The 25,124-nt window shown below is 71.7% G+C and carries 20 protein-coding genes; 15 read left to right on the top strand and 5 right to left on the bottom strand.

Features of this window, described 5'->3' with window-relative positions:
• The first annotated feature begins 237 nt into the window (after positions 1–237).
• Genes panD through ACFWBT_RS22220 form a run of 3 tightly spaced genes read left to right on the top strand, consistent with a single transcriptional unit; the run spans position 238 to position 1,726 of the window.
• Positions 238–657, top strand: coding sequence for an aspartate 1-decarboxylase (gene panD / locus ACFWBT_RS22210; protein WP_385702952.1), 420 nt, complete (start codon positions 238–240; stop codon positions 655–657).
• A gap of 50 nt (positions 658–707) precedes the next feature.
• Positions 708–1,052, top strand: a complete 345-nt coding sequence (locus ACFWBT_RS22215; RefSeq protein ID WP_385702955.1) for a GNAT family N-acetyltransferase — start codon at positions 708–710, stop codon at positions 1,050–1,052.
• Entirely contained in the window at positions 1,052–1,726 is a 675-nt protein-coding gene (locus ACFWBT_RS22220) for an aspartate/glutamate racemase family protein (protein WP_385702958.1), read from the top strand. Before ACFWBT_RS22215 ends, ACFWBT_RS22220 begins: the two co-directional genes overlap by 1 nt.
• Before the next feature lie 789 nt (positions 1,727–2,515).
• Here the strand turns inward: ACFWBT_RS22220 and gndA are convergent.
• Positions 2,516–3,955, bottom strand: a complete 1,440-nt coding sequence (gene gndA, locus ACFWBT_RS22225) for an NADP-dependent phosphogluconate dehydrogenase (protein ID WP_385702960.1) — start codon at positions 3,953–3,955, stop codon at positions 2,516–2,518.
• A 504-nt stretch (positions 3,956–4,459) separates the two neighbouring features.
• On the opposite strand from gndA, the gene ACFWBT_RS22230 reads away from it, so the two are divergent.
• Positions 4,460–5,653: a transglycosylase family protein gene (locus tag ACFWBT_RS22230; protein ID WP_385702963.1), complete on the top strand. Its 1,194-nt coding sequence runs from the start codon at positions 4,460–4,462 to the stop codon at positions 5,651–5,653.
• Here ACFWBT_RS22230 and ACFWBT_RS22235 read toward each other — a convergent pair.
• A complete protein-coding gene (locus ACFWBT_RS22235) occupies positions 5,643–6,998 on the bottom strand; it encodes a DMT family transporter (protein WP_385702965.1) in 1,356 nt (451 codons plus the stop codon). The two genes, ACFWBT_RS22230 and ACFWBT_RS22235, sit on opposite strands and share 11 nt — an antisense overlap.
• 228 nt (positions 6,999–7,226) lie before the next feature.
• On the opposite strand from ACFWBT_RS22235, the gene ACFWBT_RS22240 reads away from it, so the two are divergent.
• The 6 genes from ACFWBT_RS22240 to ACFWBT_RS22265 all read left to right on the top strand — a co-directional run bounded on the left by ACFWBT_RS22240 (position 7,227) and on the right by ACFWBT_RS22265 (position 16,354).
• On the top strand, positions 7,227–7,958 hold the full coding sequence (locus ACFWBT_RS22240) for a (2Fe-2S)-binding protein (RefSeq protein ID WP_385702968.1): 732 nt from the start codon (positions 7,227–7,229) through the stop codon (positions 7,956–7,958).
• A gap of 84 nt (positions 7,959–8,042) precedes the next feature.
• Complete coding sequence (gene glgA / locus ACFWBT_RS22245; protein WP_385702971.1) at positions 8,043–9,194, top strand: glycogen synthase; 1,152 nt, start codon at positions 8,043–8,045, stop codon at positions 9,192–9,194.
• A gap of 80 nt (positions 9,195–9,274) precedes the next feature.
• A complete protein-coding gene (glgC, locus tag ACFWBT_RS22250; protein WP_385702973.1) occupies positions 9,275–10,495 on the top strand; it encodes a glucose-1-phosphate adenylyltransferase in 1,221 nt (406 codons plus the stop codon).
• 398 nt (positions 10,496–10,893) lie between these two features.
• Positions 10,894–13,227: a GH92 family glycosyl hydrolase gene (locus ACFWBT_RS22255; RefSeq protein WP_385702976.1), complete on the top strand. Its 2,334-nt coding sequence runs from the start codon at positions 10,894–10,896 to the stop codon at positions 13,225–13,227.
• Between the two features lie 181 nt (positions 13,228–13,408).
• The gene (locus ACFWBT_RS22260) at positions 13,409–14,737 is read left to right on the top strand and encodes a wax ester/triacylglycerol synthase family O-acyltransferase (protein WP_385702978.1); all 1,329 of its coding nucleotides are present in this window, start codon (positions 13,409–13,411) and stop codon (positions 14,735–14,737) included.
• Positions 14,738–14,839: 102 nt separating this feature from the next.
• Positions 14,840–16,354, top strand: coding sequence for an SDR family NAD(P)-dependent oxidoreductase (locus ACFWBT_RS22265; RefSeq protein WP_356756071.1), 1,515 nt, complete (start codon positions 14,840–14,842; stop codon positions 16,352–16,354).
• 297 nt (positions 16,355–16,651) lie between these two features.
• Here the strand turns inward: ACFWBT_RS22265 and ACFWBT_RS22270 are convergent, their stop codons facing one another.
• Positions 16,652–17,458, bottom strand: a complete 807-nt coding sequence (locus ACFWBT_RS22270) for an SDR family oxidoreductase (protein ID WP_385702980.1) — start codon at positions 17,456–17,458, stop codon at positions 16,652–16,654.
• A 640-nt stretch (positions 17,459–18,098) separates the two neighbouring features.
• Here ACFWBT_RS22270 and ACFWBT_RS22275 point away from each other — a divergent pair.
• On the top strand, positions 18,099–18,275 hold the full coding sequence (locus ACFWBT_RS22275) for a hypothetical protein (protein WP_385702982.1): 177 nt from the start codon (positions 18,099–18,101) through the stop codon (positions 18,273–18,275).
• A 56-nt stretch (positions 18,276–18,331) separates the two neighbouring features.
• The gene (locus tag ACFWBT_RS22280) at positions 18,332–18,814 is read left to right on the top strand and encodes a GNAT family N-acetyltransferase (protein ID WP_385702983.1); all 483 of its coding nucleotides are present in this window, start codon (positions 18,332–18,334) and stop codon (positions 18,812–18,814) included.
• 230 nt (positions 18,815–19,044) lie between these two features.
• On the opposite strand, the gene ACFWBT_RS22285 is transcribed toward ACFWBT_RS22280, so the two are convergent.
• Entirely contained in the window at positions 19,045–20,385 is a 1,341-nt protein-coding gene (locus tag ACFWBT_RS22285) for an amidase (RefSeq protein ID WP_385702985.1), read from the bottom strand.
• Positions 20,386–20,591: 206 nt separating this feature from the next.
• Positions 20,592–21,635, bottom strand: a complete 1,044-nt coding sequence (locus ACFWBT_RS22290; protein ID WP_385702987.1) for a LacI family DNA-binding transcriptional regulator — start codon at positions 21,633–21,635, stop codon at positions 20,592–20,594.
• A 221-nt stretch (positions 21,636–21,856) separates the two neighbouring features.
• Here ACFWBT_RS22290 and ACFWBT_RS22295 point away from each other — a divergent pair, with 221 nt between their 5' ends.
• The 3 genes from ACFWBT_RS22295 to ACFWBT_RS22305 are packed head-to-tail and all read left to right on the top strand — an operon-like array spanning position 21,857 to position 25,044.
• Positions 21,857–23,146, top strand: a complete 1,290-nt coding sequence (locus ACFWBT_RS22295) for an ABC transporter substrate-binding protein (protein WP_385702990.1) — start codon at positions 21,857–21,859, stop codon at positions 23,144–23,146.
• Between the two features lie 6 nt (positions 23,147–23,152).
• Complete coding sequence (locus ACFWBT_RS22300) at positions 23,153–24,133, top strand: carbohydrate ABC transporter permease (protein WP_385702992.1); 981 nt, start codon at positions 23,153–23,155, stop codon at positions 24,131–24,133.
• The gene (locus ACFWBT_RS22305) at positions 24,130–25,044 is read left to right on the top strand and encodes a carbohydrate ABC transporter permease (RefSeq protein ID WP_385702995.1); all 915 of its coding nucleotides are present in this window, start codon (positions 24,130–24,132) and stop codon (positions 25,042–25,044) included. The genes ACFWBT_RS22300 and ACFWBT_RS22305 overlap by 4 nt, the downstream gene beginning before the upstream one ends.
• Positions 25,045–25,124: the final 80 nt, after the last annotated feature.

Genomic DNA, 25,124 nt, shown 5'->3' on the forward strand with positions numbered 1-25,124 from the left:
CCGGGCCCCCCGGTTTCGCCGCCCCGCGGCTGCGGCCCCCCGCCGGGCCCGGGGGCGCCCCGGCCCCCCGGCGCCCCGGACTCCGCTGTTCAGGGCCCACCGGCCGCGTACGCGCTCGTCCGGCATGGATCCCGAAAGCCCTGGGGGAGCTGACCGAGGACGCGAATCGTTGTAATCTCCGGAGACCGCCCTTGACCTGCGAAGCAGGCAGGGAGCAGACCGATCGGGAGATTCTCCGTGCTTCGTACCATGTTCAAGTCCAAGATCCACCGTGCCACGGTCACCCAGGCCGACCTGCACTACGTCGGATCCGTCACCATCGACGCCGACCTGCTCGACGCCGCCGATCTGCTGCCCGGCGAGCTCGTCCACATCGTCGACATCACCAACGGCGCCCGCCTGGAGACGTACGTCATCGAGGGGGAGCGCGGGTCGGGTGTCGTCGGGATCAACGGAGCGGCGGCCCATCTCGTGCATCCCGGTGATCTGGTGATCATCATCAGTTACGCTCAGGTCACCGACGAAGAGGCGCGGGCGCTGCGGCCGCACGTCGTCCACGTGGACCGCGACAACCGGATCGTGTCCCTCGGCGCCGACCCGTCCGAGCCGGTACCGGGCTCGGACCAGCAGCGCAGCCCGCAGGCCGTCACCGTCTGAGTCGCGGCGGCCCCGCAGGACCCCTGGACCCAAGGACCCGAGGAGTGCCCATGAGCGACATCGAGATCCGCGACGACAGGCCGGCCGGCCGCCTCGAGGCGTTCGCCGACGGCCAAGTGGTCGGACACATCGAGTACTTCGTTCTGGAGGAGCCCGCGCGGGCCCTCGTCCCCGTGCACACCATCGTGGAACCCGAGCACGAGGGCCAGGGCATCGCAGGCTCCCTCGCGCGCGAGTTGTACGTCATGGCCGCGCGCGAGGGCGTCGTGGTCGCGCCGCTCTGCCCTTACGTCGTGAAGTGGGCGGAGCGGCACCCCGAGGAGGCTCCGGCGGCCGACCCGGCGCTGCTGAACGCCGCCGTGGAGTGGCTCAAGGCGCATCCGGGACGCTTCTGATGACCGCGGCGCCGCACCGGACCCGGTCCGGGCCGCTCGCGCTGCTGCACACCTCGCCGACGCACGTCCCCGTCTTCGACGCGCTGCGGGACGAGGCCCACCAGGGCCTGGAACTGCGGCACTTGGTCGACGAGGAACTGCTGGCCAGGGCCCGGCGCGAGGGGCCCGAAGCGGTGGCCGAGGATGTGCGGGCGCTGCTCGGCCGGGCGGTCGCCGACGGCGCGCGAGTCGTGCTCTGCACCTGCTCGACCATCGGCGCGGTCGCGGAGCGGACCGACGCCGGGGTGCCCGTGCTGCGCGTGGACCGCCCGATGGCCGCCGCCGCGGTGGCCGCGGGCCCGCGGGTCGTCGTCCTCGCGACGGTGGCGAGCACCCTGGAACCGACGGTCGCCCTGATCGAGGAGGAGGCCCGCGGCGCGGGCCGCCCGGTCGACGTCCGTACGGCACTGGTCGAGGACGCGTGGGCGTTGTTCGACGCGGGTGACGTGGACGGCTGCGCCCGCGCGGTCGCCGACGCCGCCGACGCGGTCACCGACGCCGATGTGATCGTCCTCGCCCAGGCGTCCATGGCTCCGGCCCAGCGGCTCACCACCACCCCGGTGCCGGTGCTGTCGAGTCCCGGCCCGGGTCTCGCCGCCGCGGCGGACGCGGTGGGCGCGGCCCACACCGAGTAGGCCCACCGGCCGCCCGACAGTTCACCCCGGGTAGGCCGGCATGGTCCGGGTGCCCCGGGCAGAGATCGACTCGTGGCCCGGGCGTCGCATCCCGCGTAGGCCCACCTGGTCGCCGTCCCTCGCGCGACGGGGTGAGTGGGTGCGCCGGGGCCGGGTACGCGTGGGACAAGTCCAGGGCCGACGTACCGACTGGCTGGAGGACCACCATGACGCATCCGTACCCCGACCCCGTACCGCCGGGACCGACCCCGGGTCCGAGTCCCGAGCCCCCGGGGCCGAGTCCCTTCCCGGACCCGACGCCGCCGAACCCCGGCGGCCCCGATCCCGCCCCCGGGCCGAGGCCGGGCGGTCCCGACCCCGTCCCCGGGCCGAACCCCGTGCCCGGTCCGGAACCCGTGCCGTCCCCGTCCCCGATCCCGACACCGCCGGGCCCCGACCCGGTACCGGAACCCCAGCCCCAGCCCGGGCCCCTGACCTGACAGACGGCTCCGCGCCCGGCCTCGACGGGTTCCCGGCCGGGCGCGGGGGGAAAAACCGATACTCCCGCGCCCCGCCGGGACCGCCCCGATGCCCCGCCGCGCGTCGGCCCGCTCCTGAACGGCACAGGACATCAGGCGCGAACCGCCGGATGTTCCGGCCTCGGCGGCGGTGCGGTGCGGTGCGTCGTGCGGTCCTGGCCCGGCGACATGATGTGCCGGGCCAGGGCCGGGTACCGCGGACCGGGGCTGATCCGGACCGAGGCTGATCCGGGCCGGGGTGATCCGGGCCGGGGTGATCCGGGCGGGTGCCCTACGCCTCGACCTCCGAGCGGTCGCCGCCCCACAGCGTGTGGAACGACCCCTCACGGTCCGTCCTGCGGTAGGTGTGCGCCCCGAAGAAGTCCCGCTGCCCCTGGGTGAGGGCGGCCGGCAGGCGCTCGGCGCGCAGGGCGTCGTAGTAGGCGAGGGCCGCCGAGAAGCCGGGGGTGGGCACGCCCTGGCGGGTCGCCGCGACGAGGACCTCGCGCCAGTCGTCCTGGGCCGCCGCGATCTCCTGGGCGAACGTCTCGTCCGACAGCAGGCTCGGCAGGTCCGGCCGGGTGTCGTAGGCGGCGCGGATACGGTCGAGGAAGGCCGCCCGGATGATGCAGCCGCCGCGCCAGATCGAGGCGACGGACCCGAGGTCGATGTTCCAGTCGTACTCGTCGCTGCCCGCGATGATCTCGTGGAAGCCCTGCGTGTACGAGACGATCTTCGACGCGTACAGCGCCTGCTCCACCCGGTCCGCGAAGGCCGCAGCCTCGGACGCGTCGAGCTGCCGCGCCGTCGGACCGGCGAGGCCGCGCGAGGCGGCGCGCAGGTCGGCGTGCCCGGACAGGGAGCGGGCGAAGACCGCCTCGGCGATACCCGACACCGGCACACCCAGGTCCAGCGCGATCTGCACGGTCCAGCGGCCCGTGCCCTTCTGCTCGGCCCGGTCCTGGACCACGTCCACGAACGGCCTGCCCGTCGCCGCGTCCACGTGCGACAGCACCTCGGCGGTGATCTCGATCAGGTAGGAGTCGAGCCGGCCGGTGTTCCACGTGCGGAAGATGTCCGCGATCTGCGCGGGGGAGTACCCGGCGACGTCACGGAGCAACTGGTAGGCCTCGCCGATGAGCTGCATGTCGGCGTACTCGATGCCGTTGTGGACCATCTTCACGAAGTGCCCGGCGCCGTCCGGACCGACGTGCGTGACGCACGGCGCCCCGTCGGCGGCCTTCGCGGAGATCTTCTCCAGCATCGGGCCGAGCGAGGCGTACGACTCGACCGAGCCGCCCGGCATGATGCTCGGCCCGTGCAGCGCGCCCTCCTCGCCGCCGGAGACGCCCGTGCCGACGAAGTGGATGCCCTGCTCGCGCAGCGCGCGCTCGCGGCGCCGGGTGTCCGCGAAATGCGCGTTGCCACCGTCGATGATCATGTCGCCGGGCTCCAGCAGCGGGGCGAACTCCTGGATCACCGCGTCGGTCGGCTCGCCCGCCTTCACCATGATGACCAGGCGCCGGGGCCGCTCCAGCGCCGCCACGAACTCCTTCGCGGTCTCGGCCGCCACGAACGTGCCCTCGTGGCCGAACTCCTCCACCAGCGCGTTCGTCTTCGCCACGGTGCGGTTGTGCACGGCGACCGCGTAGCCGTTGCGCGCGAAGTTGCGGGCGAGATTGCGTCCCATGACCGCGAGACCCGTGACGCCGATCTGGGCTGAAGTGCTCATTCGGATGGCTCCTATGAAGTCCGGTAAGAAGTCCGGCGACCGACAGGGAGGAACATCCCGATATCGGTGCCGCCGGTCGTGCTCGTCCGTGCTGTTCGCCAGTATTGCCCCAGGCCATCCTGACGCGTCGGAGGTGTCCACGCAGCAGACCGCCCCGGCGCCGCGAGGGCGGATTTCGGCCAGGCCGTACGCCGCCGACCGCCGACGACGGGGGTTTCCGGCGCCCCTGACCGGGTCCCCGGTCGCGCGCGGCCCGTTCCGGCGGCCGTTCCGCCCGCCCCTCGCCGGACACCGGAAACCGACGCCGACAGGCCACGGAGCGGCGGAGCGGCACACCCCGGTTCCGCGGCGGCCCGGTCACCCACCGTGCGGAGCGCGTTCGGGCCGACGGAGGCCGGAGGACCGGTCAACCGCCTTTTGGGAGCGACCGGTTGCCACCTTGTCCTGGCCTGTTCCCAGCGCTTACTTTTGCCGCTCCTGACGCATGTCTAGGGGGGCTCCCTCATGGCCGTACGCGGTCGGCACCGCCGGTATCAGCCGAACAGGATCAACCGCGCCTCACTCACCGTCACGGTGGGCGGCGCCGGGATCGCGCTTCCGTTCGTCGGCACCGGAGTCGCCGACGCGGCCGATGTCGGCACCTGGAACAAGGTCGCCGCCTGCGAGTCCAGCGGCAATTGGAGCATCAACACCGGCAACGGCTATTACGGCGGACTGCAGTTCACCCAGTCGACCTGGGAGGCGTACGGCGGCAAGGCCTACGCGCGGCGCGCGGACCAGGCCACGAAGGACCAGCAGATCGCCATCGCCGAGAAGGTGCTCAAGGGCCAGGGGCCCGGAGCCTGGCCGGTCTGCTCGGTCCGCGGCGGGCTGACCAGAGGCGGCGCCGCCCCCGACATCAGCCCGGCGGGGACCGCGCCGAAGACGGCGAAGCAGCGCTCGGTGCGGGACGTGAAGCCGCAGACCACTCCGCAGTCCCAGGCCGGGACCGCGGAGATGTACACCGTCGTGCACGGCGACACACTGTCCGGCATTGCCGGCTCCCGGCAGGTCGAGGGCGGCTGGCAGGGGCTGTACGCCGCGAACCGCACGACCGTCGGCTCCGACCCGGACCTGATCCTGCCGGGCCAGCGGCTGAACCTGCGCGGCAAGGCGCCCGCGCCCGCGCGGGAGGCGCCGACGAAGACCCCCGCGAAGACGCCCGCCAAGGCGCCCACGAGGACACCGGCGAAGAAGACCTCGGCCGGCACGTCGTCCCCGCACAGGACCACCCCGCACAAGGCCGGGACGACGCACTCGGTCGTCGCCCCGGTGAGGGCGGCGACCGGCACGCCCTACCGGGCCGCAGGTTCCTCCTGGTCGAAGGGCTACCACACGGGCGTCGACTTCCCCGTGCCGACCGGCACCTCCGTCGAGGCGGTCGCCGCCGGTCATGTGGTCAGCTCCGGCTGGGGCGGATCGTTCGGCTACGAGGTGGTGATCCGGCACGCCGACGGCCGCTACACGCAGTACGCCCACCTCTCCGCGATCTCCGTGAAGGCCGGGCAGAGCGTGGTGGGCGGCCAGCGGATCGGCCGCTCCGGGTCCACGGGCAACAGCACGGGCCCGCATCTGCACTTCGAGGTGCGGACGGGGCCCGGCTTCGGTTCGGACATCGACCCGGTGGCTTACCTCCGGGCGGGCGGCGTCAGGATTTGACTCGGGTGCGGTGGTGGTTGACGAACGGCATCGGTGCGTAGGGCACTCCGAGCATCGCGGTCAGGAAGGGCAGCTCGTCCGCGGCCTCCGGGGCCCGCGCGGCGGCGACCTCCGCCTTCGGCGCGGGAGCCTTGAGCGGAGCCGGTGCGAACACGCCCCCGGCACCGCGCTGCGGAGCCGGCACGAAGGCGCTGCCCGCAAGGGACTCCGGAGCCTGTACGAACGCGCTCTCGCCGCCCGGCGGCGGAGCCGGTACGAGCGTGCCGTCGCCCGCCTCGGCAGGCTGGGGCAGTCCGGCCAGCAGCTTCCTCACGGTCGCCTCGGTGACCGTGAGAGCGCCGAGGTCGGTGGTGACCGGGACGACCGGGACCAGCGGCTCGGGGAGCCGGGGGGCCGAGAGGGCCGGGACGGCTGCCGTGGAAGGCTCGTCGACGGGCCGGTGGGCGTCGCCCGGCTCCCGGGCGTCCGTCTCCGGCACGTCCGCGAGCTCCGTGGGAGCGGTCGCCGTCCGGCCACCGCTTCCGATCCGGTCGGTGGTGAGCAGGATCAGACCGCCCGCCGCGACGACGCCGCAGCCCAGCGCGAGCGCGGTGCCGGTCGTGCCGTAGCGGAAGGTCTCGCCGAACATCGTGATGCCGACCGCGGCCGCCACGACGGGGTTCACGACCGTCAGGGTGGCCAGCGGCGCCTCCAGGCCGGCGCCTCGGTACGAGGCCTGCGAGAGCAGCATGCCGGCCGTCGCGAAGACACCGATGGCGGCGAGGCTCGACAGGTTGGCGAGCGAGACGTGCTGGGACCAGTCCACCGTGACGGTCTTGGTGAACACGGAGGACATGCTGAAGGCGATGCCCGCCGCGACCGCCAGCAGCACACTGCGCACGGCCGGGTGCCGGTGCGCCGCGCGCCCCGCCACCATGAGGGCGGCGACCGCGCCGCCCGCCACGACGGCCAGCGCCAGCCGCTGCGGACTGCTCAGGGACTGCGCGTCGGACGCGCCGACCAGCGACAGCAGGCCGGCCAGGCCGACGGTGGCCATGATCGCGCCGCGCCAGGCGGTCGCTCCGGCCTTCCGGCCGACGAACAGGGCCGCCATCGGAAGCGCGAAGACGATGGTCAGCGCGCCGAGTGGCTGCACGAGACTCAGCGGGCCGAAGGCGAGGGCGACCACGTGCAGCAGCCCGCCGAGGCCGTTCAACGCCACGGCAGCCCACCAGCCGGGCCTGCGCAGCGGTGCGTAGGTCTGGCCGGGAGAGGTCAGCGCGACCTGCTCCTGAACGATCGCGCCGCCCGCATACGCGACGGCCGAGACGAACGAGAGCACTACGGACAAAGCGAGGGCACTCATAAGTCCCTCCTCTGCGTACGGCGCGGGGCAGCTGCCCGGCGCGACGAACGGTCGGCTTCCATGCAAACAACGATGCCCTGCGATTTAGTTCTCGTCGTCGTCCCTGAGCAGTCATTGGGTCCTACTGCCGATGGAGTACGAAACGCCCCTTGTCCTCCCCAGGGTGGGCGACACCACGGACCGATCCACTGGTGGTAACCCCTAGGGGGCTTGGTACTACTGGTCTTCGTGGACCTCGACCCCGGACTCACGGCGCTCGACGCGCTCGGCGGATTCTTCGTACTGCGCACCGGCGTAGCGCCGGGCGCCCCCCTGCCCACCCTCGCGAGCGCCTGGGAGAACCCGCGATCCGGGAGCCCCGCCGAGGTTTACGGGGATCCGATAACTTTTCGCGTCCAGAAGGTCGCGCAGAGTATCCGGGCGCCGGAGTCGCGGGTCGCGGCATCGGTGGCGCAGCAGGGTCTCGCGGCCCGGTTCTGGTCGATCGCGCTGGGTGCCGCCGCGCTGTGCGACCGCCTGCCCGACCTCGATCCGCAGCTGCTGCGCTGGGACCCGGACGCCGGTGTTCCGGACGATCTGTGGCTCGCCGAGGTCCGCCCCCGGCCCGTGACCGATCTCGACGCGGTCGTGCGCGACGGACTTCTCGTCCCGCTGAGCGCCGCCCTGCGCTCGCGCCACCGCGTCTCACCGGCCCTGCTGTGGGGCAACGCGGGCTCCGCCCTGGCCGGAGCCGTGCGCGGGTTGGACCGCTGGGCGCTCGCCCACGGGCGCCCGGACGTGGCCGAGCGGGCCAGGACGCTGGCCGGGCGGCTCCTCGATCACCCCGACCTCGCCGGCACCCTCGATCCCAGGACGCTCCGCCGTCGCAGCTGCTGTCTCTACTACCGGGTGCCCGGCGGCGGAGTCTGCGGCGACTGCTGCTTCGACCGCCCGCCGCCGCCCGCGCCCGGCCGGACCTGACGGCGGGGCCTCCCGCGTGGTCTTCCGTATCGGCTTCAACTGAGTGACCATGAGGGCACCAGCCGGCTATCACGGGGGTTCTGTGTGCGCGTGGGACTGCTGACCAGGGAGTACCCGCCGGACGTGTACGGCGGTGCGGGCGTCCATGTCGAGTTCCTCGCGCGGGAGTTGCGCGCTCTCACCGAACTCGACGTGCACTGCTGGGGCGAGGGCGGCGCCGGCGGGGTCGTCCGCCACCGGCCCTGGCCCACACTCGACGGCGCCAACGACGCCCTGCGCACCTTCTCCGTGGACCTCTCCATGGCCGCCGCCCTCGAAGGCCGTGAACTCGTCCACTCCCACACCTGGTACGCCAACCTCGCGGGACACTTCGGGAAGCTCCTGCACGGCATCCCGCATGTGATGACCGCCCACTCCCTCGAACCGCTGCGCCCCTGGAAGGCCGAGCAACTCGGCGGCGGCTACGCCCTGTCCAGCTGGGCCGAGCGCACCGCCATCGAGGCCGCGGACGCCGTGATCGCCGTATCCGGCGCCATGCGCGAGGACATTCTCGGCTGCTATCCGGCCCTGGACCCGGCCAGGGTGCGCGTCGTGCACAACGGCATCGACACCTCCCTCTACCGGCCCGACCACGGCACGGACGTCCTGGAGCGGATCGGTTTGGACACCGGTCGCCCGTACGTCCTGTTCGTCGGCCGTATCACCCGGCAGAAGGGCGTGCCCCATCTCCTGCGCGCGGTACGGGACATCGACCCGGCCGCGCAGGTGGTGCTGTGCGCGGGTGCCCCCGACACCCCGGAGATCGACCGGGAGTTCCGCGAGCTGTACCAGGAGCTGAGCGGTGTGCGCGACGGCGTGCACTGGATCCCGCAGATGCTGCCCCGTCCGGATGTCATCCAACTCCTCACGCACGCCGCCGTGTTCGTCTGTCCCTCGGTGTACGAGCCGCTCGGCATCGTCAACCTGGAGGCGATGGCCTGCGGGACGGCGGTGGTGGCCTCGCGCGTCGGGGGCATCCCCGAGGTGGTCGAGGACGGAGAGACGGGCCTGCTCGTGCCGCTTCAGGACGACTTCGAGGCCGCTCTGACGGCGGCCCTGGACTCCGTACTCGCCGACCCCGAGACGGCCCGCCGCATGGGCGAGGCCGGACGGCGGCGCGCGGTGGGGGAGTTCGGCTGGGACGCGGTGGCCCGAAAGACCGTCCGGTTGTACGAGGAAGTCCTCAAACCGGGGTAACCATCGGACAGGCGAGCTTCGGAAACACGGGCGGGCCCGGCAGCCGGGCCTGGCCCTACCGGGTGTAGAGGGGCGGCGGCATGCGGCGCGGTGGACCTTCGGTGCTGGGAATCGTACTGGCGGGCGGTGAGGGCAAGCGGCTGATGCCGCTCACAGCGGACCGGGCGAAACCAGCGGTGACCTTCGGCGGCACATACCGCCTCGTGGACTTCGTACTCTCCAATCTCGTCAACGCCGACATCCTGCGCATCTGCGTGCTCACGCAGTACAAGTCGCATTCGCTGGACCGGCACATCACCACCACCTGGCGGATGTCGAGCCTGCTCGGCAACTATGTGACGCCGGTTCCGGCCCAGCAGCGACTCGGCCCCCGCTGGTACCTGGGCAGCGCGGACGCGATCCTCCAGTCGCTCAACCTGATCCACGACGAACAGCCCGAGTACGTCGCGGTGTTCGGCGCCGACCACGTCTACCGGATGGACCCCCGGCAGATGCTCGAACAGCACATCGAGAGCGGCGCCGGTGTGACGGTGGCCGGGATACGGGTGCCGCGCACGGAGTCGTCGTCCTTCGGCGTCATCAGCCCCGGTTCCGACGGTCAGACCGTGCGGGGCTTCCTGGAGAAGCCCGCCGACCCGCCGGGCCTCGCGGACGACCCGGAGTGCGTCTTCGCCTCGATGGGCAACTACATCTTCACCACCAAGGCACTGATCGAGGCGCTTCAGCGGGACGCCGAGGACGAGAACTCCGTGCACGACATGGGCGGTTCGATCCTGCCCGCGCTCACCGAGCGGGGCGAGGCGCAGCTGTACGACTTCAGCGACAACCACGTGCCCGGCGAGACCACCCGCGACCAGGGCTACTGGCGTGACGTGGGCACCCTCGACGCCTACTACGACGCCCACATGGACCTGATCGCCGAGCGCCCGGCCTTCAACCTGTTCAACCGCGGCTGGCCCATCTACACCAGCTCCGGGCAGCTCTCGCCCGCGCGGTTCAACGCCGGGGGCATCGCGAGCGAGTCCATCATCAGCGCGGGGTGCCTGATCCGGGGGCAGGTGACGCGGTCGGTTCTGTCGCCGGGCGTGGTCGTCGATCCCGGAGCGGTGGTGCAGGGCTCGATCCTGCACGACAACGTCAAGATAGGCCGGGGTGCCGTGGTGCGCGGCGCGGTGCTCGACAAGAACGTCGAGGTGCCGCCGGGCGCGACGATCGGCGTCAATCCGGAGCGCGACTCCGCCCTCTACACGGTCTCCAAGGGCGGCGTGATCGGGCTGGGCAAGGGCCAGCGCGTGCCGTAGCCGCCGTCGGACGTCCCGGGCCCCGGCCGCCGCCCCTCGGGCGGCGACCCGCGGGCCCTGGCCGCCGTGCCCGGACGACGGCCGTGGACACCGGGCTCACCGCGCGCGGCGCTCCGGGGCTGGACTCGGCCCCGGACGCCGGGCTCCCAGCCAGGCAAACCCGGGGCCGTTTGTCATGTCCCTGGACATGGGACGGGGTGCGTGTTGTCATGCCAACTGCTGGCGATGACAACGTTGTACAGCTCTGACAACGATGTCATCGGCCGTGGTGGTCTCGGACGCGCCGTGCCCGGACGCGACGCGTCCCGCGGGATCCTCGCCGGTTGCCCGGAAAGCCGATCCCCCGACCCGACCATGCATGAGACAACGATGTCGATCACCCACCGGAGGTCTCCCGCATGAGATGGACCCGGCGCCTGCGCCTGTGCACGGCCGGGCTGGTGACAGCCTCCGCGCTGTTCGCCCTGCCCACCGCACAGGCCGCCGAGCCGCGCGACGGCCAACTCACCGATCTGGTCAACCCCTTCATCGGAACGGAGAACGAGGGCAACACCTATCCCGGCGCCGCCGTGCCCTTCGGCATGGTGCAGTTCTCGCCGGACACCGGCCACAACACCGGGTACGACCACTCCCAGAACCACATCCGCGGCTTCTCCCTCGTCCACCTCTCGGGCGTCGGCTGCGGTCTCGGCGGCGACCTGCCCGTCCTGCCCACCACCGGGGACGTCACGCGGACGGACTACGCGACGTACGAGGCCGAGTTCAGCCACGACACCGAGGAGGCGCACCCCGGCTCCTACAAGGTCGGTCTGAAGACCGGGATCGAGGCCGAACTGACGGCCACGGAGCGCACCGGCGTGCAGCGCTACACCTTCCCGGCCACGGACAAGGCCAACGTGCTGCTGAACGTGGGCCAGTCGCTGCACAGGACGGTCGCGACGAAGGTCGAGATCCTGGACAACCGGACCGTCCGCACGGCGATCACCGGCAGCGGCTTCTGCCAGTCCACCAAGCCGTACACGGTGTACACGATCACCCGGTTCGACCGGCCGTTCACCACCTCGGGCACCTGGAGCGGCGACACCGTCACCGAAGGCTCCAGGGAGTCGGCCGACACCACCGGACGCACCGGCGCCTTCGTGCGCTTCGACACCACCGACGACCGTACGGTCGAGGCGACCACCGCGCTCTCGTACGTCGACGCCCGCGGCGCGGCCGTCAACCTCCGCTCCGAGGGCGGCCGTTCCTTCGACGCCGTCCGCGGCGCCGCGCACCGCGCGTGGGAGGACCGGCTCGACGACGTACGCGCGAAGGGCGGCTCCGACACCCTGCGCCGCACGTTCTACTCGTCGCTCTACCGTTCCTTCCTCGCGCCCAACATCGGCAGCGACGCCGACGGCCGCTACACCGGCTGGGACCAGCGGATCCACCGTGCCAAGGGCTTCACGTACTACCAGAACTGGTCGCTGTGGGACACCTACCGCACCCAGTCGCAGCTGCTGGCCCTGCTCGCGCCGCGCGAGGCGCGCGACATGGCGATCTCCGTCATCAGGATCGACGAGGAGAGCGGCTGGCTGCCCAAGTGGGGGTACGGCACGGTCGAGACGAACATCATGACCGGCGACCCGGTCACCCCGTTCCTCACCAACGCCTACCAGCAGGGCCTGCTCAAGGGGTACGAGGAGCGGGCCTACAGCGCGTTGAGGAAGAACGCCGACGGTGTGCCGCCCGCCGACTCGCCGGCGGTGGGCCGCGAGGCCAACAGGGAGTACATCGCGAACGGTTTCGCGCCGTACGTCAAGGGCCGCCCGCACGCGAAGCCCGGCGACTCGGACTACGACCACGGCGCCTCCGCGACGCTGGAATACGCCCTGTCGGACGCCGTGCTCGGCGCGATGGCACGGGATCTGGGCCACGCCGACGACGCCGCGCGCTATCTGGCGCGGGCCCAGAACTACCGCGCGGTCCACGACGGTTCGACCGGCTTCTTCCGGGCGCGGGACGCCTCCGGAGCCTTCACCGGACCTGCGGACCCGGCCCAGAGCGAGGGTTTCCATGAGGGCACGTCCTGGCAGTACCAGTGGCTCGTGCCGCAGGACCTGCCCGGCATGGTGGACCTGATCGGCGGCAAGCGGGCGGCGAACGACCGGCTCGACTCGTTCTTCGCCTACGGGCAGTTGCTGAAGGACCCCGCGAAGACCGCCCGCGAGGTCTGGGTCAACGGCCCGTACGACTACTACAACGCGGACAAGTACAACCCGCAGAACGAGCCCGACCTGATCGCCCCGTACACCTACCTGTCGACGGGGCAGCCGTGGAAGACCACCGATGTCGTGCACGCGGCGCTGACCCTCTTCACGGACGCGCCGACCGGGATGACTGGCAACGACGACCTCGGCACGATGTCCGCCTGGAACGTCCTGTCGTCCATCGGGATCTTCCCTGTGCAGCCGGGCTACGACACCTGGGGGCTGTCCACGCCCGTGTTCGAGCGGGTCGACCTCACGCTCGACCGGCGCTACTACCCGCTGGGCGCCCTGACGGTGACGGCGCCGGGCACCTCGGACACCGACCGGTACATCCAGTCGGCCCGGGTGGACGGCTCGTCGTACGGCCGCACCTATCTGACGACGGGCACCCTGCGGAGCATCCGCTCGCTCGGTCTCACGGTCGGTCCGGAGCCGTCCGAGTGGGGAACGTCGGCCTCGGCGGCGCCTCCGGTCCTGAAGTGACGCAGGGCGTCCGTGTCCTGAAGTGACGCGGGGCATGTCGTGAGGTGAGCGAGTCCCGCCCCTCCCGGGAGGGGCGGGACTTAATCTGGTGTTAACTGAGCGTAGCCTGATCGTACTTGACCGTAATCACCGGTCCGGGTTTGACTGCAAGTTCACCCGCTGCCGACGCGAGAGCAAGCCTTTGACTTCTGACCTGCTCGCACCACTCGACCTTGCGTTCTGGAACATCGAGTCCGACCGGCATCCGATGCACCTCGGCGCCCTCGGTGTCTTCGCCGCGCACTCACCTACCGCCGGCGCCCACGCCGCGGACCTGCTCGCGGCCCGCGCCGCCGCCGTCCCCGGACTGCGGATGCGCATTCGGGACGTGTGGCAGCCGCTGGCACCCCTCGCCTTCGGCAGTGCGGCCCGCGAGCCCGCACCCGACTTCGAGCCGCTGGACCACGTCCTGCTGCACGCGCCGACCACCGACTTCCACGCCGAGGCCGGCCGCTTGATGGAGCGCCCGCTGGAGCGCGGCCGGCCGCCCTGGGAGGCCCACGTGCTTCCCGGCGAGGACGGCGTGTCCTTCGCGGTGCTCTTCAAGTTCCACCACGCGCTCGCCGACGGGCTCAGGGCGCTGATGCTCGCCGCCGCCATCATGGACCCGATGGACCTGCCGGAGCCCCGCCCGCGCCCCGCCGAGCAGCCCCGCGGGCTCTTCCCGGACGTCCGCAAGCTGCCCGGTCTGGTCCGCGGCACCCTCTCCGACATGGGCCGCGCCCTGGACATCGGCACCTCGGTGGCCCGCGCCACACTCGGCGTCCAGTCCTCGCCCGCACTCACCTCCGAGCCCACCGGCACCCGGCGCACCGCCGGTGTCGTCATCGACCTCGACGACGTGCACGTCGTCCGCAAGACCGTCGGCGGGACCGTCAACGACGTCCTGATCGCCGTCGTGGCGGGCGCCCTGCGCCGCTGGCTCGACGAACGAGGTGACGGCAGCGAGGGAGTCTCCCCGCGCGCCCTGATCCCCGTCTCCCGGCGCCGCCCGCGGACCGCGCAGCCCCAGGGCAACCGGCTCTCCGGCTACCTGATACGGCTTCCTGTCGACGACCCGGACCCGCTCGGCCGGCTGCGTGCCGTGCGGACGGCGATGGACCGGAACAAGGACGCCGGACCCAACCGGGGCGCCGGCGCCGTCGCGCTGCTCGCCGACCACGTGCCACCGCTCGGGCACCGGCTCGGCGGCCCGGTCGTGGGCCAGGCCGCCCGGCTGCTGTTCGACATCCTCGTCACCAGCGTGCCGCTGCCCAGCCTCGGCCTGAAGCTCGGTGGCTGCCCGCTCACCGAGGTCTATCCGTTCGCCCCGCTGGCCCGTGGCCAGGCCCTCGCGGTGGCCGTCTCGACCTACCGGGGCAAGGTCCACTACGGGCTCGTCGCCGACGCCGAGGCCGTGCCGGACCTCGATCTGCTGGCCCGTTCCCTGACCGAGGAGGTGCGCGCACTGATCACCGCCTGCACGCCTTGATCATCACGGGTTTGGTGCCGCGCGCGATTGCTCCGTAAAATTCCGCATTCGAAAGCGAGCGCGGTTCGAACGCGGCGCACAACCCGAGGAACGGCAGCAGCGATGACGGTGACAGAGGACGGCCGGGCGACCCCCGCCGTGGACACGACAGAGGCGGCCGACGTCGCGTTCGGTCCCGGTATCGACCCCGAGCGGCTGGCCGTCTGCCTCAGCGTGCTCGACGAACTCGAGAAGATCGACGTCGACCACCCCGACGCCATCACTGTCCGCCGCGCCACCGCGGGCATCTACCGGTCCGTGAAGCAGCGTCGCCGCCAGGAGCGCCGCGCCGCCAAGACGGCCCACGACAAGCAGGTCACCGAGTCCACCGCGACCGGCTCCGCCCAGCGCATCGACGACGAGACCGAGGGCATCCTGCCGTCGTCGGTGACGGAGGAGGGCAAGATCGCGGGGATACTCCAGCGCCCGCGCTCCTGCTACACCTGCAAGACGCGGTACGTCGAGGTCGACTACTTCTACCACCAGCTCTGCCAGGACTGCGCCGCCCTGAACCGCTCGCGCCGCGACGCCCGTGCCGACCTCACCGGCAAGCGGGCGCTGCTCACCGGCGGTCGCGCCAAGATCGGCATGTACATCGCGCTGCGGCTGCTGCGTGACGGTGCCCACACCACCATCACCACGCGCTTCCCGAAAGACGCCATCCGCCGTTTCAAGGCCATGGACGACTCGGCGGACTGGATGCACCGCCTTGAGGTCGTCGGCATCGACCTGCGCGACCCCGCCCAGGCCGTCGCCCTGGCCGACCGGGTCGCGGAGCAGGGCCCGCTCGACATCCTGATCAACAACGCGACGCAGACCGTGCGGCGCCTGCCCTCCGCCTACGCCGCGCTCGTCGACGGCGAGAGTGCCCCGCTGCCGGCCGGTGAACTGCCCGCCAGCCACGTCATCGGCGCCTTCAACTCCGGCGCCGTCGACGGTCTGGCGGCGCTGCCCGTCGGCACCAGCGGCATCGACGCGCAGAAGGTCGCCGACCTCGCGCTGGTCGCGGGCAACGCCAGCGTCGCCCGGCACCTCGACGGCACGGCCATCGACGCGGGCGGCCTGGTCCCCGACGTCGTCGACAGCAACACCTGGGTGCAGACCATCGAGCAGATCTCCCCGGTGGAGCTGCTCGAGACCCAGCTGTGCAACTACACCGCGCCGTTCATCCTGATCAGCAAGTTGCGGACGCTGATGGCGGAGGCCGCGCGCAAGGCGCCCGCCCAGCGCGCGTACATCGTCAACGTCTCCGCGATGGAGGGTGTGTTCGGCCGCGGCTACAAGGGCGCGGGCCACCCGAACACGAACGCGGCGAAGGCCGCCATGAACATGGTGACGCGCACCAGCGCCCAGGAGATGTTCCAGACCGACGGCATCCTGATGACCTCGGTCGACACCGGCTGGATCACGGACGAGCGCCCGCACTACGACAAGCTGCGCCTGGCCGACGAAGGCTTCCACGCCCCGCTCGACCTCGTCGACGGCGCGGCCCGCGTATACGACCCGATCGTCCGCGGCGAACTGGGCGAGGACCTGTACGGCGTCTTCCTGAAGGACTACGCGCCCGGCAAATGGTGACGAGGGTGGGCGCCGGCACGTGGATGATGACGGCGCCCGTGGAGATGAGGGCGGGCGCCCGCATGCGGTGACCAGGCCGGTAGCGCTCGCATGCGGTGACCAGGCCCGTAGCGCTCGCTAGCGGTGACCACGCCCGTGGGCGGTCGTGGCGGCGGGTGCCGTGCGGGCGCTTCCGCCTTCGTGCCGAGCGCTCGTACCGCCCCGAGCGTTTGTACCGCTCCGAGGGCGCGCTACCGATCCGTAGGCTCGTACCACCCCTGGACCTGGTACGGGCTGAGGGCCGGGGGCCGCGCGCGCTCACCCGTCGGGCGTCCGGGCCCGAAGGCGTTCGTGGACGGCGTGGGCGGGGGAGCCCGCGTACGCCGCCCGTACCCGTGTACCCCCGTCGACCAGCAGATCGGCCCCGGTGATCCACTCGGCCGCGTCGGACGCCAGCCAGGTCACGGCACGGGCGACGTCCTCGGGCCGCCCGATACGGCCGAGCGGGAGCCCGGCGCCCAGCTCGTCCTCGGAGTGCTCCCACACGAAACGGGCCATCTCGGTGCGGACGAGACCGGGCGAGACCGAGTTGACCCGCACCTTAGGGGCCAGCTCCCCGGCCAGTTGCCGGGTCAGGTGGAGCAGGGCCGCCTTGCTCGTGCCGTACGCGCCGACCTGCGGCCCGACATGTCCGGCGCCCTCCGTGCAGACGTTCACCACGGCCCCGCCGTGCTCGCTCATCCAGGCCCGCCAGGCGCACTGCACCAGTCGCAGCGGCGCCTCGACGTTGACGGTGAAGGCGTCGCGCCAGCGCTCCGGGTCGGCGTCCATGAGGGGGCCGTAGGGCTGGTTGGTCGCCGCGTTGTTGACCACGATGTCGACGCGCCCGAACGTGCCGAGCGTCAGCGCGGTCAGCTCCGCAAGATGCGCCCCGTCGGCGACGGAACCCGCGAGCCCGATGCCGCCGACCCGCTCGGCGGCGCGCCGCACCGCGTCCGGATCCCGCGCGGTCACGCACACCCGCGCGCCCGCTCCGGCGAGCGCCTCGGCCACGGCGAGACCGATCCCGCGCGAGGCCCCGGTGACGATGGCGGCCCTGCCCTGGAGCGAGTACGGCGACATCATCCGCGTACCGTCTCATGACGGACCGTCAGCCAACAGCCCTCGGGCGGCGACGACTCGCCGCCCGACGGGCGGGACGGCGAGCGCCGGGAGCCGCTCTCCTTTGCGGCAGTCCCACGGGACTGCCCTGTGCGGCAGTCCTGTACGGCGTTCCTGTGCGGCAGTCCCGTGCGGCGTTCCTGCGCGGCGTTCCTTGCGGGCGCGAAGGCGGGCTCGGAAGCGAGGGCCCCGGGTGCGGGTCGACGGTGACTTCAGGCATACCCGTGGGCCGGTCCCGACGCCCACGCCCAGGGTCGGTTTTGAGCCGAATGGGTGGTAGCGAAGCGGGCATCATGTTTCAAATCGCCGCAGATCGGGGCCTGATGGGTCCTGGATGACGTGTGACAGTAACCTCAAGTTTTCAGCCCCATCGAGCAGGGGCCTGCTCATTTGGTTACCCTGTAGCCGACGGACAGCCTTACTGGGGTCCACCCACACCCACGGTCCGTCCCGGGACAAGCCGGCTACAACGGCCTGCTCTCATACGAGTTACCGGCGCCACCGCGTCCCTAACTGATTCGACTCAGACCCGAGCGGACGTCAGGTGAGCGGCGCGTACCGTGCCGTATGTCCCGAGGGTTACCCGACACATAAGGAGTGCGCGGTGACACCAGAGAAGACGAATCGCGATCAGCGCCCCAAGGAACAGACGGAGCGCCCTGGCGGTGGGACCGACACCAAGCTCGGCAGCCTGGACGTGTGGGCCAGGTCCGCCCCCATCCGCCTCGCGGGCTACGAGGACGACCTCGCCGAGCCCCACATCCTGCCCAGCGTCGACTGACCGACGCCAGGGTCCATCGCGATCGCTGACGGCATGGGCGTGCCAGACTCGCGCCCATGCTGATCAGACAAGCCGCGGCCGACGACTGGCCGCGGATCTGGCCTTTCTGGCACCGGATCGTCGCCGCCCGCGAGACCTACGCCTGGGATCCGGACACCTCCGAGGAGGCCGCCCGCGCCCTGTGGACGGGCCCGGGCAAGCGTGTGTACGTCGCCGAGGACGACACCGGCGCCGTCGTCGCCTCCGCCTACGTCACCGCGAACTACGGCGGTCCCGCCGCCCGGGTCGCCAACGCCGGATTCATGGTCGACCCGGACCACGGCGGACGCGGTATCGGCCGCGCCCTCGCCGAGCACGTCCTCGCCGCCGCGAAGGCCGACGGCTACCGGAGCATGGTGTTCAACGCGGTCGTGGAGACCAACCCCGCTGTCGGGCTGTGGACTTCGCTCGGCTTCACCGTTCTCGGCACCGTCCCGGACGCCTACGAGCACGCCCGGCACGGGCCGGTGGGTCTGCACATCATGTACCGCGCGCTGTGACCGAGTTGGGCTCCGTCGCCCAGGACGGCAGCGCCTAAGGGCTGTCCCGTAATCCCCGGCGGGCGCACGACGGCGGCTACGGCACTCCCCCAAGCTCTTCGAGCAGGGTGGGACCCCCACGCCGCGTTGTCGGATCGCCCGAATACACCCAGCATGAGGACGACCCTCGGCCTTGCGATGCACCGCGTCTGACGCCGCGCGCTGATCCACCGGGGATTACGGGACAGCCCTTAGCCGAGCGGTGCGGTACGCCGCCACGGGTGCAGCACTTCGAGCTGTCCGGCCACATCGAGCAGAGCCGCCTCGGAGCCGGGCAGGCCGACGAGTTGCACGGCACAGGGGGCGCCGTTCGGCAGTGTCCCGAACGGGACCGACATCGCGGGCCAGCCGGTGAGGTTCCACGGCGGCGTCATCGGCGAGTAGTTGGTGTTCGCCAGAAGATTGCGCAGCCAGCCCCGCTTGTGCCAGTCGGCCGAGGCGGGACTGCGCCGGGCGAGCGCCGGGGTGAGCAGCACGTCGTGCTCCGTGAAGAACGGCGCCAGGCGGCCGCGCAGTTGCTCGCGGCGGGCCCCCTTGCGCACCCCGGTCACGAAGCGGCGTCCGACCGCGGCGTGCACCCGGGTGCGCCGGGCCAGTCTGCGCGGGTCGAGATCCTCGGCGTCCACCGCGGTGCCCGCCGTCCAGTGCGCGAGAGAGGTGGTGCTCAGCCAGAGCGGGTACGGCGGGTTCGCGGAGCGCACCTGGTGACCCGCCTCGGCCAGCAGGGCGGCGGCCTCCCTGGCCGCTTTCGTATACGGCCCGGTGATGCGGACACCGGCCAGCGGGCTGCGCACCGACACGGCGATCCTGCGGGTGACGGGCTCAGCGGGAGGTGCCGGCTCGGTGTCCGCGAGGAGGGAGAACAGCAGCCGGACGTCCTCGACCGTCGTGGCGAGCGGGCCGTTCTCCGACATGCCGAACCAGTCGCCGTGGCCGATTCCGGCCGGGACCACGCCATGGCCCGGCTTCAGGGTGACCAGACCGCAGTTGGCGGCGGGGATGCGCAGCGAGCCCATCCCGTCGTTGCCGAGCGCGATCGGCACCATCCGGGCGGCGACCGCCGCCGCGCTGCCGCCCGAGGAGCCGCCCGCCGTGCGGGACAGGTCCCAGGGGTTGCGGGCGCTGCCGTACACACCCTCCGTGGTGCCGAAGACGCAGAGCTCGGGCACGTTCGTCAGGCCGACCACGACGGCGCCCGCCGCGCGCAGCCGGGCCACCGTGACGTGGTCCTCGTCGGCGGGTGTGTCCGGGGTCGCGGCGGATCCGTTGCGGTTCGACTCGCCGCGCACCGCGAGGTTGTCCTTGACCGCCACCGGCACGCCCGCGAGGGGGAGCCGGTCGAGATCCCCGGTCGCCAGCGCGTCGGCCTCGGCGAGGGCTGCCTCGGCGCGGACCGTGCGGAAGGCGCCGACACGGTCGTCGAGCCGTTCGATCCGCGCGAGGTGTTCGGCCACCACCTCGTGGGGGGTGACCCGCTTCTCGCGTACGGCTGCGGCGATCTCGGTGGCGGTCCGGCCGACCCAGGTGGTCACGGGCGCTCCTCACGACTGGCGTACTGGCGAGTAGTTACGAGGAGCACTCTGCCCGGAGGTGGGGCGCCGCGTCGAGAGTCCGCGGCCCCGGACCTTTCGCCCGGCCCTCGCGGGCGTCGAGCGGCGCACCGGCCGAGGTGCCCGCGAGGGCCTCCGCCCGCGCATGAGCCCGTCCGCCAAGGAGGCCTCCGCGCCACTGGACCTGCTCAGGCCCGGCGGGCCCCCGTGCTCTCGCGCTCGATGAGCCGGGGTACCGGCACCCGCACCGTCCGGGCGGGACCGCCGTCCAGGAGCGCGGTCAGTTCCTGGGCGGCCGTGCGGCCGAACTGGACCGTGTCCCGGGAGAGCGCCGACAGCCACGGCCTGACCATGCGGCACAGCGGGGAGTCCTCCCAGGCGACGACGGACACGTCACCCGGGACGGTGAAGCCCAGCTCCGTCGCCGCGGCCACGCCGGCGAGGGCCATCACGTCGTTGTCGTAGACCAGGGCGCTCGGCGGGACGGCACTCTCCAGCACGCGGCGGGTGACCGCGGCGCCCTCGGCGTCCGAGTAGTCCGTGGTCACCGAGCGGACCTCGGCCAGGCCCCGCCGCTCCGCCTCGGCGCGCAGCGTCCGGATGCGCCGCTCGGTGTGGGCGAGCCCCGGCAGACCGGCGATGTGCACGATCCGGCGGTGGCCGAGGGCGTACAGCTCGTCGACGACCGCGGCCATCGCGCCCGCGTCGTCCGCCCAGACCGTGGACAGTCCCGGATGCCGGGCGTCCGGCGCCCCGCCGATCACCACGGCGGGCAGACCCAGCTCGTCGAGGAGACCCGGACGCGGATCGTCCACGCGCGGGTCGACGACCAGCACACCGTCCACGCGGTGCTCCGCCCACCAGCGCCGGTAGACCGCGCACTCGGCGTCCACGTCCTCGACCACCTGGAAGAGCAGGCCGAGATGACGCTCCGCCAGCACCTCCTGGATTCCGGAGATCAGCTGAAGGAAGAACGAGTCCACGCCCAAGGCGTCGGCGGGGCGTGCCACCACCAGGCCGACGGTGGCCGCGCCTTCGCCGGACAGCTGGCGCGCCGCCGTGCTGGGCCGCCATCCGAGCTGTTCGGCCACCCGGCGGACCCGGTCACGGGTGACCTCGGAGACGCCGGGCCGGTCGTTGAGCGCGAAGGAGACCGCGCTCTCGGAGACTCCGGCGCGGCGCGCGATGTCCTTCATCGTCGGGCGGCGCGCGGGGGACCGCTTGGCCGGCATGGTGGCTCCCCATTTCTTGAAGCTGCGCACTAATGCGCTTGAGTGATCGCACCCTAAAGCGCATTAGTGATCGTGTGCAAGTCACAGGTGACAATGCTCTGACCTGCACTAATGTTGCGCGGATTCATTTAGTCCGTTCGAATCCATTGACTTCCCCGAAGTCTGCCGGGCATGGTCGCTGGCGCCACCAACTGCCGACGCCGCAAGGGAGCCGTGTCACCGTGCCCAAACCCCGCAGAGCACTTGTCGCCGCCGCCGTCGCCCTCGTCCTGCCGCTGAGTGCCTGCGGCTCCGGTGACGACGGCGGCGGCTCGACGGACGCCTCCGGCAAGGTCGAGGGCGACATCACCTTCCAGACCTGGAACCTGAGGGCCGGCTTCAAGCCGTACTTCGAGGGCGTGATCGCGGACTTCGAGAAGAAGTACCCCGGCACCCACGTGAAGTGGATCGACCAGCCCGCCGAGGGCTACGCCGACAAGATCAGCGCGGACGCGGCGGGCGGCACCCTGCCCGACGTCGTCAACGTCTCGCCCGACCTCGTCGCACCGCTCGCCAAGGCGGGCCTCGCGCTCGACCTCGACAAGTCCGCCGGCCAGTACAAGAAGGAGTACCTGGACGGCGCCTGGGCCGGCCACCAGGTCCCGGGCATGACCGGCACGTACGCCTTCCCCTGGTACCTCAACACCGGCCCGCTCTTCTACAACAAGTCGCTCTTCCGGGAGGCCGGCCTCGACGCGGCCGAGCCGCCGACGACGTACGGCGAACTCTTCGCGGACGCGCTCCAGCTGGCGAAGAAGAGCGACGGCAAGGTCGCCACCCTCGCCAATGTGCCCACCATCGAGGACTTCGGCCGCTACGGCGTCGAGCTGATGAACAAGGAGGGCACCGCGTTCTCCTTCAACGACACCAAGGGAATCGAACTCCTCACCAAGTACAAGAAGTTGTACGACGCCAAGGCGCTCGACGCACAGGCGCTGACCGCCACCCCGGAGTCGTCCGGCAAGAAGTTCCTGACCGGCGCCGTCGCCATGAACCCGGGCAGCGCCCTGGACCTCGGCAACTTCAAGAAGCAGGCGCCGAAGCTCTACAAGAACATCGGCATCACGGACCAGATCACCAGCACCGGCAAGGTGAACATGTACGTGATGGGCGTGATGGTCAACTCGCGCACCAAGCGCACCCCGGCCGCCGTCGCCTTCGCGCACTACGTCACCGACGCGCGGAACCAGATGTCCTTCGCCAAGAAGGTCGCGATCTTCCCGAGCACCGCGGGATCCCTGGACGACCCGTACTTCACCGAGGAGGACGGCACCGACGAGACGCGGGTGCGGATCGCCGCCGCCAAGTCGCTGAAGAACGCGGTCAATTACACGCCGGTCCTGTTCAGCGAGCAGATGAAGACGGCGCTGCGCAACGAGGTCGCCAAGGCGCTCCAGGGCAAGGAGAGCCCCAAGACGGCACTTGACAACGCTGTCAAGGCCTGCGACACGCTGCTCCGGCAGCAGGGCTGAGCGGACATGGCGCGATCCTCCAGCACCGTGCGGGAACCCCGGCCCCTCGCGAGGGAGACCAGGTCCCCTTCCCCGGGGCGGCGGCCCGGCGAACGGGTCCGGCCGTCCGGGACCCGGGTGCGGCGGCAACTGGCCGGCAGTCCCTGGCTGTTCGCCGCACCCGGCCTCCTGGTCGTGGGCGTCTTCATCCTGTATCCGTTCGTCTCGACGGTGATCAACTCCTTCACCGACCGCCGCACCCTGATCCCCGGCGAGTTCGTGGGCCTCGCCAACTTCCGGGAGCTGCTGCACGACGAGATGTTCTGGACCGGGCTGCGCAACAGCACGCTGTACGTCCTCGGGGTGGTCCCCGCGCTCGTGCTCCTGCCGCTGCTGCTCGCTCTCCTCGTCCAGAAGAACATCCCCGGCATCACCTTCTTCCGGTCGGCCTTCTACACCCCGGTCGTCGCGTCGATCGTCGTGGTCGGGCTCATCTGGGTGTGGCTCCTGGACGAGCGCGGGCTGGTGAACGCGCTGCTGGAGGCGATCGGAGTGGGCAAGGTCGGCTTCCTCAGCGACCAATGGCTGCTCCTGCTCAGCGCCATGGCCGTCACGGTCTGGAAGGGCCTCGGCTACTACATGATCATTTACCTGGCCGCGCTCGCCAATGTGCCGCGCGAACTGCACGAAGCGGCCTCGGTGGACGGCGCGGGCGCGGTGCGCCGCTTCCTCACGGTCACCGTGCCCGCCGTCCGCTCCACCATGGTGCTGGTCGCCGCGCTCTCCTCGGTCGCCGCCTTCAAGGTGTTCTCCGAGGTGTACCTGATGGCGGGCCCGGACGGCGGCCCGGCGGGCGAGGACACCACCCTCGTCATGCTCGTGCAGCGCACCGGCACCGGACTGACCGGCCGGGTCGGCTACGCGTCCGCCATCTCGGTCGTCGTCTTCGTCGTCACCGTCGCGCTCATGCTGCTCGTACTGCGCGCCGACCGGAAGGAGGACGCGTGAGCGCGCCGGAGAAGGTGCGTCCCGCCGAGCGGCGGCCGGGGGCGGAGCGCCCGCCCCGCCGTCGTGTCACCGACGACCACGGACGCCGCGTCCGCGCTTGGGAACTCGCCCTGCGCTACCTGCTGTTGCTCGCCGTCCTCGCCCTCACCGTGGGCCCGTTCCTGTGGCAGCTGTCCACCTCGCTCAAGGGACCGACCGAGGACATCTTCAGCTCGCCGCCCACGTTCCTCCCCGACGACCCGACCCTGCACAACTACCAGCGGGTCGCCGACACCATCCCGGTGTGGGACTACGTGTTCAACTCGCTCAAGGTCGCCGGCGCCAACGTCGTCACCAACTGCGTCGGTTCGGCACTCGCGGGCTACGCCCTGGCCCGGTTGCGCTACCGAGGCCGGCGCGTGGCCACCCTGGTCTTCATCCTCGCCATGCTGGTGCCCGTCGAAGGCATCATCATCGCCCAGTTCACGACCATGCGGGAGCTCGGTCTGAACAACACGCTGATCGGGGTCGTCCTGCCCGGCTGCGTCGGCGCGATGAACGTGCTGCTGATGCGCAACGCCTTCCTCAACCTCCCCTACGAGATCGAGGAGGCGGCCTTCGTCGACGGGGCCAACGTCTGGCAGCGGTTCCTGCGGATCGCGCTGCCCTCGGTGAAGGGGACCCTCGCCGTCGTCGCGATCTTCGCCTTCATGGGGGCCTGGGACGACTTCCTGTGGCCGCTCATCGTGCTCAGCGATCCGTCGAAGTTCACCCTGACCATCGGACTCAACTATCTGCACGGCACCTTCGCCAACGACGAACGGCTCGTCGCCGCGGGCACGATCATCGCCGTGGCCCCCCTGATCGCCCTCTTCGCCTGTCTCCAGCGGTACTTCTTCCGCGGTGTGGGCGAGGGAGCCGTGAAGGGCTGACGGCCGAGGGGCTGTTGCGCCGCCGATCCGGCGCTCCCGCACCTCCGCACCTCGGCACTCCCGTATCTCCGCACTCCCGT

Source organism: Streptomyces sp. NPDC060027 (assembly GCF_042737005.1).
Taxonomy (GTDB): Bacteria; Actinomycetota; Actinomycetes; order Streptomycetales; family Streptomycetaceae; genus Streptomyces.

Coding starts and splice junctions, on each gene's coding strand:
- ACFWBT_RS22220 (WP_385702958.1), top strand. CDS start 1,052: ATGACCGCGGCGCCGCACCGGACCCGGTCCGGGCCGCTCGCGCTGCTG.
- ACFWBT_RS22300 (WP_385702992.1), top strand. CDS start 23,153: ATGGCGCGATCCTCCAGCACCGTGCGGGAACCCCGGCCCCTCGCGAGG.
- ACFWBT_RS22290 (WP_385702987.1), bottom strand. CDS start 21,635: ATGCCGGCCAAGCGGTCCCCCGCGCGCCGCCCGACGATGAAGGACATC.
- ACFWBT_RS22255 (WP_385702976.1), top strand. CDS start 10,894: ATGAGATGGACCCGGCGCCTGCGCCTGTGCACGGCCGGGCTGGTGACA.
- ACFWBT_RS22230 (WP_385702963.1), top strand. CDS start 4,460: ATGGCCGTACGCGGTCGGCACCGCCGGTATCAGCCGAACAGGATCAAC.
- ACFWBT_RS22270 (WP_385702980.1), bottom strand. CDS start 17,458: ATGATGTCGCCGTACTCGCTCCAGGGCAGGGCCGCCATCGTCACCGGG.
- gndA (WP_385702960.1), bottom strand. CDS start 3,955: ATGAGCACTTCAGCCCAGATCGGCGTCACGGGTCTCGCGGTCATGGGA.
- glgC (WP_385702973.1), top strand. CDS start 9,275: ATGCGGCGCGGTGGACCTTCGGTGCTGGGAATCGTACTGGCGGGCGGT.
- ACFWBT_RS22215 (WP_385702955.1), top strand. CDS start 708: ATGAGCGACATCGAGATCCGCGACGACAGGCCGGCCGGCCGCCTCGAG.
- ACFWBT_RS22235 (WP_385702965.1), bottom strand. CDS start 6,998: ATGAGTGCCCTCGCTTTGTCCGTAGTGCTCTCGTTCGTCTCGGCCGTC.
- ACFWBT_RS22265 (WP_356756071.1), top strand. CDS start 14,840: ATGACGGTGACAGAGGACGGCCGGGCGACCCCCGCCGTGGACACGACA.
- ACFWBT_RS22280 (WP_385702983.1), top strand. CDS start 18,332: ATGCTGATCAGACAAGCCGCGGCCGACGACTGGCCGCGGATCTGGCCT.